This window comes from Aeoliella sp. (assembly GCF_965227375.1).
In the GTDB taxonomy this organism is placed as follows: domain Bacteria; phylum Planctomycetota; class Planctomycetia; order Pirellulales; family Lacipirellulaceae; genus Aeoliella.
On record NZ_CBDDFX010000001.1, the window covers coordinates 1575851 to 1589442 of the forward strand.

Sequence of the window (13592 nt, forward strand, 5' to 3'; positions counted from 1 at the left end):
TCCCTCAGGGGGAGACAAATGTGCCTCCAGCCACGCGAATTGTAGGTCATTCGGACCCGATCTCTGCCCACAAGAGCGTTGCCGCCACCCCGGGCCGCTGCGTATATTGGAGGATTACTGGAACTACTTCGCTCCTGTCGAGGCGATCTGCAGTGGGAATTGGCAATTTCTTCAAGTCGATGCTCGAAGGGGGCAAGGTCGACGTTCAGAAACGCTATCAATTCATGCGCGAGGCTGTCTCGGGCACGATGAGCGATTTCTACATGGCTCGCGACCGCCAGACCGAGCAACTGGTCGGCCTGAAGATTCTCGACCGCAACAAGACGCAGGCGCTCGAGGCCCGGTTCAAGGGGCTCGACAAGCCGAGCGAGGGGAAGATCGCCAGCTCGTTCAATCACCCGCTGATCGTCTCCACACTGCAGTATGGCATGACGACCAACGACGAGCAGTTTATCGTCATGGAGTTCTTGGATGGGCCTGGGCTCAACTCGCTGATCGTCGGCAAGAGCCCCTTGCTCGACGGCAACCGCCTGACACTGCTGCGGCAGATGGCCGAGTCGCTCAAAGTGGTGCACGACGCCGGCTACATTCATCGCGATATCTGCCCGCGGAATTTCGTGTGCGCCAAAGACGCCACGTCGCTCAAGCTGATCGACTTCGGCCTCACCGTGCCCGCCGAGCGGTCGTACATGCAGCCGGGCATCCGCACCGGCACGCCCAACTACATGGCGCCAGAGGTGGTTCGTCGCAAGGCGACCGACAAGCGGCTGGACATCTTCGCCTTGGGCGTGTCGATCTACGAGATGTTCGCGTTCGACCTTCCGTGGGTCCGTGGCAGCGACGGTCTGGCGGCCATGTCGCACGGCGCGTCGAAGCCCAAGCCGGTGGCCGAACACTACCCCAAGATCGACCCCCGCCTGGACGCGGCGATCCTGAAGTGCATCGAAAACGACCCGGCCGACCGTTACCAGTCGGTGGACGATTTCTTGAAAGCCATCCGGCCGCTGAAGAGCGAGGACGCGGCCACCTGAGGAAGGTTTGGCCATTTTGGGTGCTTGCCGATCGGAAAATCGCCTCTCAGGCCCCCTTTGCCACTCGGGCGAAAACCGCTTATACTTCCGGGCTATCGATTTGTTCTGACCCTTCGCCCTCACGCACCCGTGCGGGGCCAAGCTAGCGAGACCGTCCGATGACCATCGACAAAAGCCTGAAAGTCAAGCGTGGTATGAACACCAACCGCAGCGTGCTGACGCGCGTCGAGCGGCTCAAGGTGTTGCAGGAAAACGGTCGTTGGGAAGAAGGCGATTCGCCGCTCGGACTGCCCAAAGTGCGTGTCCGCAAGCTGACGATGAAGAAGAAAAAGAAGAAGGCCAAGGAAGAAGAAGGCGAGAGCTAATCGTCGGCCCGGGATTATCCCCGGCAATCTGTGCGGCGAGCATCTATTGCTCGCCTATTCTCCTGCGATGCCTTTGGCGTGTCGCGCTACAGCCCCAGCAGCATCGTCTCCAGCGAATTGATCGCCGCAGCGTGGTCGCTGTCGGTCTGCCGCAATCGCTTGAGCCGATCCTTCACCAGCGCCTTGGCGTGATTGGTCGATGGCAGGTCTGGCGCTTGGTCAGGATTATCGAGCGACACCACGTCGAGATACATACCGACGAAATCCCGTTGGCTGGATAGCTGCCGGAGTTCGCGGACCACGCCGAGCAACTCTTCCAACGACATGTCGGGCGAGGCCACCAGGCGTGCCTCGATGCCGCGCAGGCCGTGCACGAAGCCGCGCACTCGCGCGCCGAGCTCCGCCGTATTGATGCCCACATCGGAAGTGCTGTCGCCCGCGGTACTGAATCCTGTTGGCCGCATCGCAACGCGCGGCGTCGCCGACGTGGCGGCCAGCGGCTCGTCGTCCTCAAACGGATCCTTGATTTCAAGCGGCCGCGCGCCAGGATGGCGATCCCAGAAGCTTGTCACCGCTTCGCGCTGTGGCTGGGCGGCAGGAATCTCAGGCGTCACGTCCGAAGTGGCATCGGGCGACTCGGCCGCGGTGTGGGTGGGTTCGGGAAGCTGCGCTCGTTCGGTCTGGGGATCCGTTCCCGGTTCATCGGCGTTCGGCTCGTTCGGAAGTGGCAACTCCGGCGCCGAGGCCAAACGCGCCTCGAACCATGGCAGCTGCGGCAATGGATCCTGCGAACCGGGCATCGTGGCTTGGATGGCGCCCTCGAGCCAGGACTTCATCTTCTGGTAGTCGGCGTCGGTGCGGGTGGAGCTATTCCAGCGGTCGAGCACCACGGCCAGCGCACGGGTGCGTTCTTCGGCGGCGCGGCGATCGAAGTCGCGGAGCATGTTGATCTGAAAGCCAAAGTCGTTGGCCAACTGCTGCAGCTCGCCGGTACGACTCACTTGCGCGGAGGCCGCGGAGCCCGCCGCTACGACGACCAGCATCACACACAGGCGAACGATTTTAGTTAACATAGCAGTGCTCATTTCGTAGTGCCTCGGCCCTCGCCCGCGTTGTCGCCTGCAACGTAGAATAACAAAAAACGCTGGCGGTTCACGTAAAACTAGACCCGCTGGACACAAAGTCAACCACCTCCACCGCCCAGGTCTGCCCCTCGCATGCGTTCGCTGATCCGACTGGTTCTGGTGGTAGCGGTTCTGTTGGGTTTGCCGCTGCTGACGGCCTCGCTGTGGAGCGGCCCGCTCGAGCACTGGTTTGCTACCTGGAGGGAGTCGCCACCGCCGGCTGGCTGGTTGGTCGTGGCCCTGGTGGCAGTGCTGGCGGCCGACATTCTGCTGCCCGTGCCGTCGGGACCGGTGATCACGCTGGCCGGTGGACAACTGGGGGTGGCGCTCACCGCCAGTGCGGCCTGGCTCGGCTTGATGCTCGGCGGCGTGGCAGCCTTCGCGGTAACCAAACGCTGGGGCCCAGCCGTGGCCGCACGATTCGCCGCGCCCGAGGAACTCGAAAACCTCCGCACCACCGCCCGCGAGCACGACGTGTGGCTACTCCTAGTGACTCGCCCGCTACCAATCCTGGCCGAAGCCACGGTGCTGCTGTGCGGCGCGCTCGACACCCGCTGGTCGCGAATGCTGTGGACCCTGGCTGTGGGTAACGCCGCAGTGGCCACCACGTTCGCAGTACTCGGCAGCCAGGCGGAAGAACACGAATGGATGGCCACCGCGCTCGTGCTGTCGATCGTCGTGCCGCTAGCCGGAACGTGGGTCGTGCGGCATCGACTTCGGCGGCGCGCGGAGATGAATGAAGGAGCCGCAGGCGGGCGCGGCCTATAACCAGCCGGCCCCTTTCAGATGTCACTTGGAGATCCTACTCAACAGCTCACGAAGAACACGGTTTTCTCGACAGCGGAACTCCTCAGGATGTACGTTGCAGGCGTGGGCATCCCAAACGTGGGCGATGCAGGTACGAGCGTCGATACTCGAAAACGGGGTGTCATCGAGCAATCGGTAGACAGCTGTAGCCACCTCGTTCAGGCTTTCGAAGTACTCGCCTACTGCCTCTTGCACCTGAGAACGCACGTCTGGCAGATCCGATTGTAGTTGCTCACGATCATGATCTGTCAGGGTCAGATAAGCGAAGGCATTTTCCAATTGCTCAAACCAATAGACCTCCTGGCACAGTTGGCAATACTCGAGAACCAGTTCGCGATACTCTCGATCCGTTAGCTGCTCGGCACACGCGCTCAGGCGTCGATCGAACTCCGTGCCATCAAGTAAGTCGGACATCATCGCTCTGGGGGAATTGCCAACTGGAACCATTCATCCGCGGGACCTACGCCTCTTTCGCTGCATATCCCATCCACCAACTATTGCCTTGCAACGACAAGTTTCGTTTCATGACCTACTGTGTTCCAGATATCGGTTCAATGCTCGGCTGCGGCGAATCGCTTCGCCATACCCCATCGGGCTGCCCCATGGTAATGATGAAGTCGTGCATCTCATCGTAGCCCCCAGGTTGCTGGATGTGCTCCAACAGTTCTCGCGCAGCGTCGGGGTTATTGCGTGCAAACTCTTGCGCGCGCTGCGAGACCCGTTCGTTGTAGTACTCTTCATCGAATCCCAGGCAACACGTGATACCAATGCGCGGTCTCGCGCAGTACACCAACCCCCACGCTCGCACCAAATGCCACCGTTCGTACTCGTGCTGGCAGGGCATGCCGACGTCGGTCCGCAGCCGCGCCAGGTAGCTGTCGTGGGTCGGCCCGCGAAGGCTCCGCACCGCCAATCCGCACACTCGGTGCTCGCTCACGAAATGATGTTGGCCGCAATGAGTGCAACCTTCATGAAAGTAGGAATAATCGACGACCGCGAACCAGCCGACCCCGGCCGCCACCACGAAAAAGACGACGCAGACTCCCTTCGTCGCGCGATTTTGCGTGGAGCGGAACGTGTGAACGGCGACCATGATCAGGGCTGCGGAAACAGCGAATCCGAGCACGGCAACCCAGTCACTAGTTCGTATCATCAGCGCACAGATCGCCGCAACCACGGTGATCAGCAATAGCGTGCGAATGGAGAACGTTGGTTTCATCGGAGGTAACCACTACTACAACGCGTCGCCGCCTACGCTCCGCCCCACCATTTGGCCACGGTCATCCACAGACCGATCAGGGCGAAGACGGTGATGCTCGCCGCGCTGGCCACCAGGGCTACATCGTACCATGGGGTCGAATGCGCTACGCGGCGCGGCACGCAGTAGCGGAAGTACATGGCCGCGTACACCACCATCAGCAAGATGGCGCTGGTGGCCACGCCGCCCAGTAGCACCATGTTTACCGCATTCGGGTAAATGGTGTACAGAGCGGCCCACAACAGCGGAAACGCCCACGCCAGGGCGAAAACCAAACGCCCTCGCGTGCTACTCTCGCGGAAGTCGAGGTCCAGCGGTTTGGAAATCGCGTCGGCGAAAATCCGCGTCCAGGCAGCCAGAGCCGAGAACAGCGTGCTGAACAACACCACGAATGCGCCGGCCAGGAACAACCACCGCGCCCATTCGCCGAGCGTGTTCGTGTACATGGCGGCCAACGTCTCCACGAGTTTGTCGCCCTCGGGCACGCGGTCCTGAGCGTGCAGTACCGCCGCGCCGAGCACGAAGAATGCCATCGTCACCACCGTGTAGGCGACCATCGACAAGAAAGCGTCGAGGTACATCACGCGAATCCACCCTTGTGCCCTGGCGCGCCACTGGTCGCTGCCATCGTACGGGCCGGTGTAGGCGGCGTAGCCTTTTTCGAGCAGCCAGTAGGTGTAGGTCATGATCTCGTCGCCACCCACGCCGGTTAGCCCGAACGCGCCGAACACCAACAGCATGTCGCCCGGCAGGTGAAACGTCAGTCCGCTCGCCAAGTCGCCGAGCGACACGGCGTACTCGGTCCATTGTAGCGCGGTGACCGAGATGAGTGTCAGCAGGGTGAACAGCGAGATCAGTACCAGCGACGTGCGCTCGATCAGTCCATACCGCTCCATCGATACCAGCAAGGCAACCACTACGGCCGCCACCCAGCACCACACGACCGCGGTGGTTCCGGGAAACACCAGCAACAACACCATCGCCACGCCACCCAGGACACCGCCGACCTGCAAGATCTTGATGGGCCACAACAGCAGCCACAACCACACCATCCACCCGGTGCCGCGCGTACGAGGGCCAGGCAGTTCGCTGATCGCTTCGATGGCCGTCTGGCCGTGGGCAATCGCGTAGCGGCCGAACTCCAGTTGCAGCGCGACCTTCACCACGCAGGAAAGCAAGATGATCCACAGGGCGACGAAGCCGGCCTTGGCCCCCAACACTGTGGTGGCAATCAATTCACCCGACCCCACGATCGACGCCGAGAGCACAAACCCTGGCCCCACATATCCAAGACACTCCCACCACGTATCCGGCGGCTCCCGCACCATCTGCGGATCGAGCGAATAGGGATCGTCACGCACCGTAACCGCCATCGACACCAAGCCTTCGAGGTGGGAGTGAAGAGCAAAGGCCCACTATAGCAGAGTGGGCGCTGGATGGCGCGTTGGATAGGGTGGCGGTTGCCGTAGCACACTACGAGCGCGGCTAGTAGGATACGTTGCCGAAGGGCCCCTCAGAGGGGTCCATCCGTCCAGTCCATCGGGAAAATCTCATGAATGCCGCCGAGCGTCACAGCAAGCCTACGGTGTTTCGCTTTCGCATTGCCACGCTGCTGTGGATCACGCTGGTGATCTCGGCGTTCTTCGCAGGGCGTCACTGGAGCGGCAATGCAGCGCTGGTGCAACTGGAGCGCGCAGGGCAAGCAGTACTCGATCGCCTGTGGAAAGACAATCAACGTAACAACCAAGCGGGCGATCCCGCGGATGGCGATTGACTCTCCCCATATTCTGAAAGCGCAGCCGATTTCAGCACGCGAGGTCCAACTGCTTGGTCGAATTCCCGGAGATGCGAAGGTCATCATGTGGCGCGACGACGGTACTTCCACCGAGTTCTCGGTGAAGGTAAAGTAAGCGGTGTTGCTACGCAAGAACCGTGAGTTGTGACGCGTGTTGTGCAGAGCTCACTCCCTAAACTTCGCCCACAGCTTCGGCAGCTTCTGCTGTTCAGGCCCGCCTACTCGGCGGGTTGGTTGTCGAGTAGTTCCTGCAAGTACGCCACCGCGACATCGACCGCGGGGTCGTGCAGCAATGGGCCTTCTTCGGCCAGGTCGGGGTCGTAGATAGTCGAGTCGCGTTCGGCGCGGGCTTTGACCAGGTCGATCAGTTCTTCCTCGGTCATTTCGATTTCGAGTCCCTCGTTGGGCGTGACTCCCCAGTCGGGGTCGTCGAGCGCGGATTCGCGATCGTCCTGGTGGCGATGGATGTTCTCACCACTGGGTCGCCAGTAGCTGGCCGTGGTGAGCTTCAACGTGCTTTCGCCCGCCTGCATGCTGAGCGTCTCCTGCACGGTGCCCTTGCCAAAGGACCGCTCGCCGATCACGACCGCGCGGTTGTAGTCCTGCAGGCAGCCGGCGACGATTTCGCTGGCGCTGGCGCTGTTGCGATCGACCAGCACTACCAGCGGCAGGTCGAGATACGGTCCGTCGCCGCTGCTGGCCCATTTGTTTCGTGTCTTCCCGCGGCGATCGCGCGTTTCGACAACCAGCTTGTCGTCCGGAAGGAACAACTCGCAAGTCGCCACCGCTGCGTCCAACAGGCCGCCGGGATTCATCCGCAGGTCGAGGACCACTGCCTCGGCGCCTCGGTTGATGAGTTCGGGCATGAGGGTTTCCAATTCGCGGTAGGTCTTGGCGCCGAACGACGACACGCGAACCAAAGCGATGCGTGGATCTTCTTCCAACGTGTGTCGCCACGACTGGTCGGGCAGAAGCCGGTCGCCGCGCACCGAGTCGAGTTCGACGATCTCGCGGATCAAGTCGAGCTTGGTCGGCTCCGAGTCGCCGTCGTGCTGGATGGTAAGCGTCAGCGGCTCGCCCGGCTTGCCTCGCATGCGACCGATAACGTCTTCCTGGAACGAGCGGGGCGTGACGTTGGTGATCTCGAAGTCGTCGATGGCCAGGATGGTGTCGTCGGCGCGGATGCCCGCGCGGTCGGCTGGTTTGCCAGGAATCGGTGGGCCGGCCACTTTCACCACCAGCGGCTCGCCATCGAGGTGCAGTCGCACGCCGATACCGGCGATCTCCTGGTTGATCTCCTCGCGGAACATCTTCGCCTTGTCAGCCGTGATGAACAGCGAATGATCGTCGCCGTGTTTGTGCAGCACGTCGACCATGCCCTCCATCGCGCCCTGGAAGAGTTCCTCGTCGGGTACGCTGGTATAGGCCATGCGGTCGATGTTCTCGTACCCGTTCACCACGTAACGAGCAAACGGATCCTGCTCGCCACGGGTGTAGCACAGCAGGCAAAAGGCGATGGCCACCAGCAGCAGCGTGAGGTTTCGGCGGGACATGGCGGTTTGGATTGTGGTGTGCGGGGCAGCGAGGCAATGGAGAATGGGAGATTATACCGGGCGGAAACGGCGCTGCCAAACAGCCGCGCCGCAGCTGTTGCCCGCTCGCATCACCAGGCCGACTTCAACTCGCGTAATGTGAAGGAGTGCAGTCTTGCCTCGCCGCCGATAGTGGTTATGGACACGTCCTCGTCATCCTCCAGCGGCGAGTAATAGCAGGCGTGGAACTGCTCTCCGCCGAATGTGTAGGATTCTACGCTCAGCCGATCGACCAACACGCGAAACTTCACGGAACCGTTGCGAGGGGCAAGATCGCGCAAGGCGATCGTCTCCCCCACGTTGCCCGCCTCATCGATGCTAAGCACCTTCAGCACTTGTTGCTCGCTATCGTACCGCAGCGTTGCGTGCCCCAGGTCGAAGACGATTTGTTTGGCGGTGCCTGGATCGAAGTCGATTTCGAGGTCCACCAAATCCAGCGAAGTAACACCCTCCAGCAGATTCTCGCCTTCGCGGAGGGTGACGTTCGACTTGGTGATAGATGACTTGACGAGCGATTCAATTTCCTTGATGGGCCAAACGTTCAATCGCGGGCCGTCGGCCAGCGAGCGCAATGTCAGCTCACACGGAAAGGACATCTGGCCGTTGAACGGAACGTTGAATAACTCGGGAAGGTTGGGGTGCCCGCGCATCCAGCCGATCTGCACCGCCCGCTGTTCCGGGTGGTTGTAGAACGTTTGGGCAGCGTAGAAGTTCCCGCCGCCAGCCACGAAGGGGCCGGCCTCGGTGTGGAACTGCTGGCCGTCGAAGTGTCCGATCTCGTAGTCGAAGCTGGCGTCGTACAGCACGGCTTTGGTGTTCTTGGGGTCGCCATCCACCGGCAGCATTACCAAGTCGACGCACTCGAACGCCCAATCGCGCATCAAGTCGGAGGCGAACTTCCACTCGGTCAGATTATTCGAGGTGAAGAATCGAATTCGGCCAGGGTTGCGTTGAACCCACAACGCCATCACCCACTGGCCGCTCTGCTCGTGCCAAAACACCTTGGGGTCGCGCTCGCCGGAATCAAAGTCCTGGTTGTCGACAACCGGTCGACCCTCGTTCCAGTAAGTCCAGGTCTTACCGCGGTCGGTACTGTATGCCATGGCCTGGTAGAAGCGTGGCTGGCTGGCAAGGGTGAAGAAGGCGCACAGCGTCGGGACATCGCCTTGCTGGACGCCCAGGCTGTTGTTGTGATCGATCACCGCCGTGCCGGAGTAAATCGTGCCGCTCCGCCCATCGACACGGTACGGTAGCAAGGCGTGCTCGTGTTGCCGCCAGTGGATCATGTCGCTGCTAGTAGCGTGACCCCAAGTCATGTTGCCCCACTGAGTGCCGAGGGGGTTGTGCTGGAAGAACAAGTGAAACTTCTCACCATCGCAGATCATGCCATTGGGGTCGTTGAGCCAGTTGCGACCCGACGTGAAATGAAACTGAGGGCGGAATGGTTCGGAATAGTCGATGTCGTCGTAGGACGTTGCTTTGACGCTCTTCGAGAACGCGAACTGCTGCGCGTCGTCGGCCAGCGGCTGCGAGGCAGCCACAAACGCATCGACATTGATATGGCCCCACTGACCAATGGCGTCGTCGAACACCACCAGCCGGGCGCGCTTGCCCTGGAACTTGCGCACGTCCGCGTTGCAGCGTGCGAGCGACTCGGAGTCGTTGCCCGTGGCAAGCAGCACGTCTTCGCCGTCCACGCGCAGCTTGACGCCGAGCTTGCCAGGCTGCTTACCGCCCGAGATGAGGAAACTGATGTACGGCTCACGGACCACGAACTCGCGGGATGTGAGAGTGCCAGTGAACTGATCGCCGCGAATTGCGCCGGGTGTGCCGGTTTGGTTGGTGTGCGCCTCGAATCCGCCAATCCAATACTCACCGTTGTGCCAACTGCTCTCCCGGCCACGCGCAGCAGGGTTGTCGCCCCGAGTCGGCTGGACAGCAAAGGCCTCGCCGTCGACCGTCCAGTTGTGCAGCGTGCCGGACTCGAATCCGGAGTTTTCGAACAACGGTTCAGCGCCGCTGGCCAAGCCCGTAAGGCAGAGCAGATGGATGAACAGCAATTGGGTCGTACTAGGCATGGTCGTTTCGAGGCTCAAAGCAGGGTGAATCTGGAATCACTAGTGTACTTCGATCGCTAGCAATCCGCATGGAGGGCCGAAATCGGCCGATCCTGGGTTTGCCGCATGTTGCACGCCGGCAACAGAAAAAATGCTAGTACCGCTGGCGCGCTGCGAGGTCGATTCGCGCGGCAATTCCTATTGTGGCGATGCTGGCATCGGCGATACGATTCGCCCGGCCCGCGCCCCCCTGGCGGCTTAGTGCAACCTGTCTCCCTGTATGACCATGCCAACCGATCGACTACTCGGCGGAGTGTTCCTAGTCGGGGTGCTTGCTGCGCTGGTGGGTTGTCGGGAAGGCAACAAGTCGCTCGAGGAGATGCTCGACAAAGCAGCCACGCTGCCAGGCGTGCGGTCGAGCGGGCACTCGGCCCTGCGGGAAGAGTTCCGACTGGTCGAGCAAGCCCACGGCCTGCCCGAACATCTCAACGGTGGCACCCAACTGGCGCACCAAAATGCCGCGGTAGCGCTCAAAGACGCACTGCCCGACCTGGAAGTGATCACCAAGATCAACGAACAAACGCAGGCGTTCCTGGACGCGGTGCCGGTGGCCGACGCGGCGTTCATTCGCAACGAGAGCGGCGCGCTCGGAGCCAAATGGGTGGAGCAAACCAACGCGGTCGCCGAAGCAACCCAACTACCCGACTGCGACTTCGAGATCCGCCTGGAGCATGGTTACTTCAACGACCTGACGTTCGTGTACCGTGCAGCGGCCGGATGTCGGCTGCTTTTGGTCGACGCGCTATACCACATGGAATCGGACGAGAAGGTGGCGCTTGCACGATTGGCGGGCGCGTGGAAGTGGACCAACTGGCTGTCGGACTCGCATCACATCGAAGCGCGCGTGCAAGCGGCCGAGTTGCGTCGCGACGCGCTATTCGTGGTCGAGGCGATCGCCAATCGCCCCGGCGCGACGCTGGCTGACCTCGAACAGCTTCACGCCATGCTGCAATCGAGCACGAATCCCTGGCCTACGGTGAAGGCAACTTTGATGCGCGAGCGAGCGCTGGGCATCGCTACCTACGAAGCGGTGAGAATGCACTTGTGCGACTTGCTGTTTACTTCCGAAGAGCGGGCCCAACTGCGGGCCGATGGCGTGTATGACGCACTTCGCAGAGCCGAAGCCGACTCGGTGGATGCCGACCAGGCGGCCTATTTGGAGTACATGCGCGAGGTGATTTCGGTGGCCGATCAGCCGTTTCACGAGAGTTCGAAGCATCTGGTCGAATGCGACCGACTGTTGCGCGCCAACGAGCAGACCGACGACTTTCCCTGGTTCGCCAACCACTTGTTCGTGCTGAACAACAGCCTGACACTCGCCCAACGGGAGATCGCCAGCGATCAGGCGCGGATCGAAGGCTGGCTGCACTTGCTGGCCGACACGTTGGCGGTGCCGGTCACGGCAGGCGAGACGAATCCGGTGAACGGCGAGAAGTACACCGTGCAAGGGCAGGGAAACCGCCGATTCGTCGATCTGGGCGATCGTCGCAGCGTCAACCCGCGGTTAACAGTGCCAGCGCAATAGACAGCAGCTACGTCGTGAGCGGCAGCTCGGTGGCGCTGAGCTGCTCGCAAACTTCGGCGGCTTGCGACTCGGTGACTTCGCCCGCGTACAGCGCGGCAAACAACCGCCCGCTGCGAATGACGCCCTTCTCCAAGAAGTGCCCGAACAGTGATCGCTCGATCGTCGTGCGTTGATCGTCAGCAGCATGCAGTTGTTGTTGCGCGCAGTCTTCGGGCGTGGCGAAATCGACGAGCGTCACGTCTTCGCGCAGCGACACGACGTACGCCTTGCCATCGAGTACGCTGAGTTCGCTCGACGAACGTGCGGCCGCCTCGGTCGTGACGTCGATGGTGGGATGGGTGTCCAAGAGGTCGGTGCGCACCGAAACCAACAGCGACAGCGCGGCCAGTGGCGTGGGTGACGACTCGACCTTGCGGAGTGTCCAATACAGCTGCGTGTGAAACGGAAAAGAATCGGTTGGACCGGTGAGGCAAACCAAATCGTCGTCGCGCACGTAGGTATCAAGCAGTGGCGCGCCGCTCACCGATGGCATGTCCCACAACGTGGCGAGCAATAGTCCTTCGCGCGTCTTGAGTTGCACGCGACGATCGCCAACCGCGGTCGCGACTGTAAGTTGAATCGACCCAAGCTCAGCGGTTGCGATGCTGCCGTCCCATTGCCACATGCGCTGCGAAACCTGTTGATGCAAAGGAGAGAATAGAGAGAGCAATAACCAAGCGCGATGATTAGCTTGCTGTTAATCCAATAAAAAACCCCGCCGAACACCGAAGTGAAGCGACGGGGCCGGAACAGAGAAGAGGCCGATGTTTCGGAGTCAGGGGATGATGGAGATTAGGCAATCGCCCGACCGCAAATAGCGGTTGAGTACACGACCCGTAAGCACCAAACCTTGTCTCACGTTCCAACCGTAATAATACTCATACGGACGTCCGTGTCCAGCGAATTATGAAGAAAGTTGAAGGGTCGATGAATTGCCCATTTTATCAAAATGCCCTTAGTCGCGACTGGCAAACTACTTAGGGCGATCGTCGCTTGTTTGGGAATGTGGCGGGCATGTGAGTTTTTTGCGGGTCGCGGTAAGATTGTCGCAGCCCGATGCGCCCAACACCTCCTTCCGATCCAGCGTTGCCATGCCCGCCGCCACTGATTCTGCCCCAGACGAGTTGCTTCGAGTTGCGGTGAAGGCCGCCAAGGCGGGTGGCGAAAAGCTGCTGGAGTGGCGGGGCAAATTCAAGGCTCGCGAGAAGTCGCCTTTCGACCTGGTGACCGACGCCGATTTGGCTTCGCAGCAAGCCATCGCCGAGGTGATCGCCGGCCACTATCCCGATCACGCCTTTCTGGGCGAGGAGAACCCGGGCGAAATCCGGCCGTTGCTCAATCGGCCGTATTGCTGGGTGGTCGATCCGCTAGACGGAACCACCAATTACGTCCACGATTTTCCGGCGTTTTCCGTATCGGTAGCTGTCGCAGTGGAAGGAGAACTGGCCGCAGGCGTGATCTACGATCCACTTAAGAACCACATGTACTCCGCTGCCCGAGGCGGTGGGGCGTGGCTGGACGGCGAGCCAATTCGAGTGCGCACCACGCAGCAGCTGAGCAAAGCGATGCTGGCGATGAGTTTGCCTCCGCAGGCGAACCCCGAGTCGCCCGACGTGCTCGATTTCGTGTCGGTAGTGGGCCGATGCCGAGCGGTTCGGCGGCTGGGATCGGCCGCGCTCAACTTGGCCTACGTGGCCCAGGGAGTGCTCGACGCCCATTGGGCGCGGTGCATCCACCCCTGGGACGTGGCCGCCGGGGTGCTGCTGATTCGCGAAGCGGGGGGAGTGGTCACGGCCAGCGACGGGGGAGAATTCGACCTCGGCTCGGCACACCTGGTGGCCGCCGCGCCGGGCATTCAGGGCCAATTGCTGGAGGTGCTGCAGCAGTCGGGCGCTCGTCCGGTGGGCCGATAGCGGGATCAGACAACCATTTGTGACAA

14 protein-coding genes are annotated in these 13592 nt (G+C 61.4%); 7 read left to right on the plus strand and 7 right to left on the minus strand.

All coding sequences use genetic code 11. The features are described from left to right. Window positions 1-152: 152 nt before the first annotated feature. Window positions 153-1031: a serine/threonine protein kinase gene (locus ACQK2L_RS06500; RefSeq protein ID WP_425396122.1), complete on the plus strand. Its 879-nt coding sequence runs from the start codon at window positions 153-155 to the stop codon at window positions 1029-1031. Window positions 1032-1189: 158 nt separating this feature from the next. Then, window positions 1190-1396: a small basic protein gene (locus tag ACQK2L_RS06505; protein ID WP_425396123.1), complete on the plus strand. Its 207-nt coding sequence runs from the start codon at window positions 1190-1192 to the stop codon at window positions 1394-1396. Window positions 1397-1482: 86 nt separating this feature from the next. On the opposite strand, the gene ACQK2L_RS06510 is transcribed toward ACQK2L_RS06505, so the two are convergent. Then, complete coding sequence (locus ACQK2L_RS06510) at window positions 1483-2469, minus strand: hypothetical protein (RefSeq protein WP_425396124.1); 987 nt, start codon at window positions 2467-2469, stop codon at window positions 1483-1485. A 144-nt stretch (window positions 2470-2613) separates the two neighbouring features. Here ACQK2L_RS06510 and ACQK2L_RS06515 point away from each other — a divergent pair, with 144 nt between their 5' ends. Continuing rightward, the gene (locus tag ACQK2L_RS06515; protein ID WP_425396125.1) at window positions 2614-3288 is read left to right on the plus strand and encodes a TVP38/TMEM64 family protein; all 675 of its coding nucleotides are present in this window, start codon (window positions 2614-2616) and stop codon (window positions 3286-3288) included. A gap of 21 nt (window positions 3289-3309) precedes the next feature. On the opposite strand, the gene ACQK2L_RS06520 is transcribed toward ACQK2L_RS06515, so the two are convergent. From ACQK2L_RS06520 to ACQK2L_RS06530, 3 genes are all read right to left on the minus strand, one after another. Then, window positions 3310-3744, minus strand: a complete 435-nt coding sequence (locus ACQK2L_RS06520) for a hypothetical protein (RefSeq protein ID WP_425396126.1) — start codon at window positions 3742-3744, stop codon at window positions 3310-3312. A 112-nt stretch (window positions 3745-3856) separates the two neighbouring features. Continuing rightward, window positions 3857-4546: a hypothetical protein gene (locus ACQK2L_RS06525; RefSeq protein ID WP_425396127.1), complete on the minus strand. Its 690-nt coding sequence runs from the start codon at window positions 4544-4546 to the stop codon at window positions 3857-3859. A 32-nt stretch (window positions 4547-4578) separates the two neighbouring features. Further along, complete coding sequence (locus tag ACQK2L_RS06530; protein ID WP_425396128.1) at window positions 4579-5958, minus strand: Nramp family divalent metal transporter; 1380 nt, start codon at window positions 5956-5958, stop codon at window positions 4579-4581. A 179-nt stretch (window positions 5959-6137) separates the two neighbouring features. Between ACQK2L_RS06530 and ACQK2L_RS06535 the strand changes: the two genes are divergently transcribed. Continuing rightward, window positions 6138-6359: a hypothetical protein gene (locus ACQK2L_RS06535; protein ID WP_425396129.1), complete on the plus strand. Its 222-nt coding sequence runs from the start codon at window positions 6138-6140 to the stop codon at window positions 6357-6359. Further along, a complete protein-coding gene (locus ACQK2L_RS06540; protein ID WP_425396130.1) occupies window positions 6349-6495 on the plus strand; it encodes a pilus assembly protein N-terminal domain-containing protein in 147 nt (48 codons plus the stop codon). Before ACQK2L_RS06535 ends, ACQK2L_RS06540 begins: the two co-directional genes overlap by 11 nt. A gap of 103 nt (window positions 6496-6598) precedes the next feature. On the opposite strand, the gene ACQK2L_RS06545 is transcribed toward ACQK2L_RS06540, so the two are convergent. Both ACQK2L_RS06545 and ACQK2L_RS06550 read right to left on the minus strand, forming a co-directional pair. Next, window positions 6599-7933, minus strand: a complete 1335-nt coding sequence (locus ACQK2L_RS06545; protein WP_425396131.1) for a S41 family peptidase — start codon at window positions 7931-7933, stop codon at window positions 6599-6601. Window positions 7934-8043: 110 nt separating this feature from the next. Further along, a complete protein-coding gene (locus tag ACQK2L_RS06550; RefSeq protein WP_425396132.1) occupies window positions 8044-10050 on the minus strand; it encodes a glycoside hydrolase family 32 protein in 2007 nt (668 codons plus the stop codon). Between the two features lie 265 nt (window positions 10051-10315). On the opposite strand from ACQK2L_RS06550, the gene ACQK2L_RS06555 reads away from it, so the two are divergent. Continuing rightward, window positions 10316-11614, plus strand: coding sequence for a hypothetical protein (locus ACQK2L_RS06555; protein WP_425396133.1), 1299 nt, complete (start codon window positions 10316-10318; stop codon window positions 11612-11614). Between the two features lie 7 nt (window positions 11615-11621). Here ACQK2L_RS06555 and ACQK2L_RS06560 read toward each other — a convergent pair whose 3' ends face one another. After that, window positions 11622-12278, minus strand: coding sequence for a hypothetical protein (locus ACQK2L_RS06560; RefSeq protein WP_425396134.1), 657 nt, complete (start codon window positions 12276-12278; stop codon window positions 11622-11624). Window positions 12279-12744: 466 nt separating this feature from the next. On the opposite strand from ACQK2L_RS06560, the gene ACQK2L_RS06565 reads away from it, so the two are divergent. After that, window positions 12745-13566, plus strand: coding sequence for an inositol monophosphatase family protein (locus ACQK2L_RS06565; RefSeq protein WP_425396135.1), 822 nt, complete (start codon window positions 12745-12747; stop codon window positions 13564-13566). Window positions 13567-13592 lie beyond the last annotated feature (26 nt).

What these genes read in the sequence shown, in the direction of transcription:
- ACQK2L_RS06555 (WP_425396133.1), top strand. Translation starts at nt 10,316, where the DNA reads ATGCCAACCGATCGACTACTCGGCGGAGTGTTCCTAGTCGGGGTGCTT.
- ACQK2L_RS06560 (WP_425396134.1), bottom strand. Translation starts at nt 12,278, where the DNA reads ATGTGGCAATGGGACGGCAGCATCGCAACCGCTGAGCTTGGGTCGATT.
- ACQK2L_RS06540 (WP_425396130.1), top strand. Translation starts at nt 6,349, where the DNA reads ATGGCGATTGACTCTCCCCATATTCTGAAAGCGCAGCCGATTTCAGCA.
- ACQK2L_RS06530 (WP_425396128.1), bottom strand. Translation starts at nt 5,958, where the DNA reads ATGGCGGTTACGGTGCGTGACGATCCCTATTCGCTCGATCCGCAGATG.
- ACQK2L_RS06550 (WP_425396132.1), bottom strand. Translation starts at nt 10,050, where the DNA reads ATGCCTAGTACGACCCAATTGCTGTTCATCCATCTGCTCTGCCTTACG.
- ACQK2L_RS06525 (WP_425396127.1), bottom strand. Translation starts at nt 4,546, where the DNA reads ATGAAACCAACGTTCTCCATTCGCACGCTATTGCTGATCACCGTGGTT.
- ACQK2L_RS06535 (WP_425396129.1), top strand. Translation starts at nt 6,138, where the DNA reads ATGAATGCCGCCGAGCGTCACAGCAAGCCTACGGTGTTTCGCTTTCGC.
- ACQK2L_RS06510 (WP_425396124.1), bottom strand. Translation starts at nt 2,469, where the DNA reads ATGTTAACTAAAATCGTTCGCCTGTGTGTGATGCTGGTCGTCGTAGCG.
- ACQK2L_RS06515 (WP_425396125.1), top strand. Translation starts at nt 2,614, where the DNA reads ATGCGTTCGCTGATCCGACTGGTTCTGGTGGTAGCGGTTCTGTTGGGT.
- ACQK2L_RS06565 (WP_425396135.1), top strand. Translation starts at nt 12,745, where the DNA reads ATGCCCGCCGCCACTGATTCTGCCCCAGACGAGTTGCTTCGAGTTGCG.
- ACQK2L_RS06505 (WP_425396123.1), top strand. Translation starts at nt 1,190, where the DNA reads ATGACCATCGACAAAAGCCTGAAAGTCAAGCGTGGTATGAACACCAAC.
- ACQK2L_RS06520 (WP_425396126.1), bottom strand. Translation starts at nt 3,744, where the DNA reads ATGATGTCCGACTTACTTGATGGCACGGAGTTCGATCGACGCCTGAGC.
- ACQK2L_RS06545 (WP_425396131.1), bottom strand. Translation starts at nt 7,933, where the DNA reads ATGTCCCGCCGAAACCTCACGCTGCTGCTGGTGGCCATCGCCTTTTGC.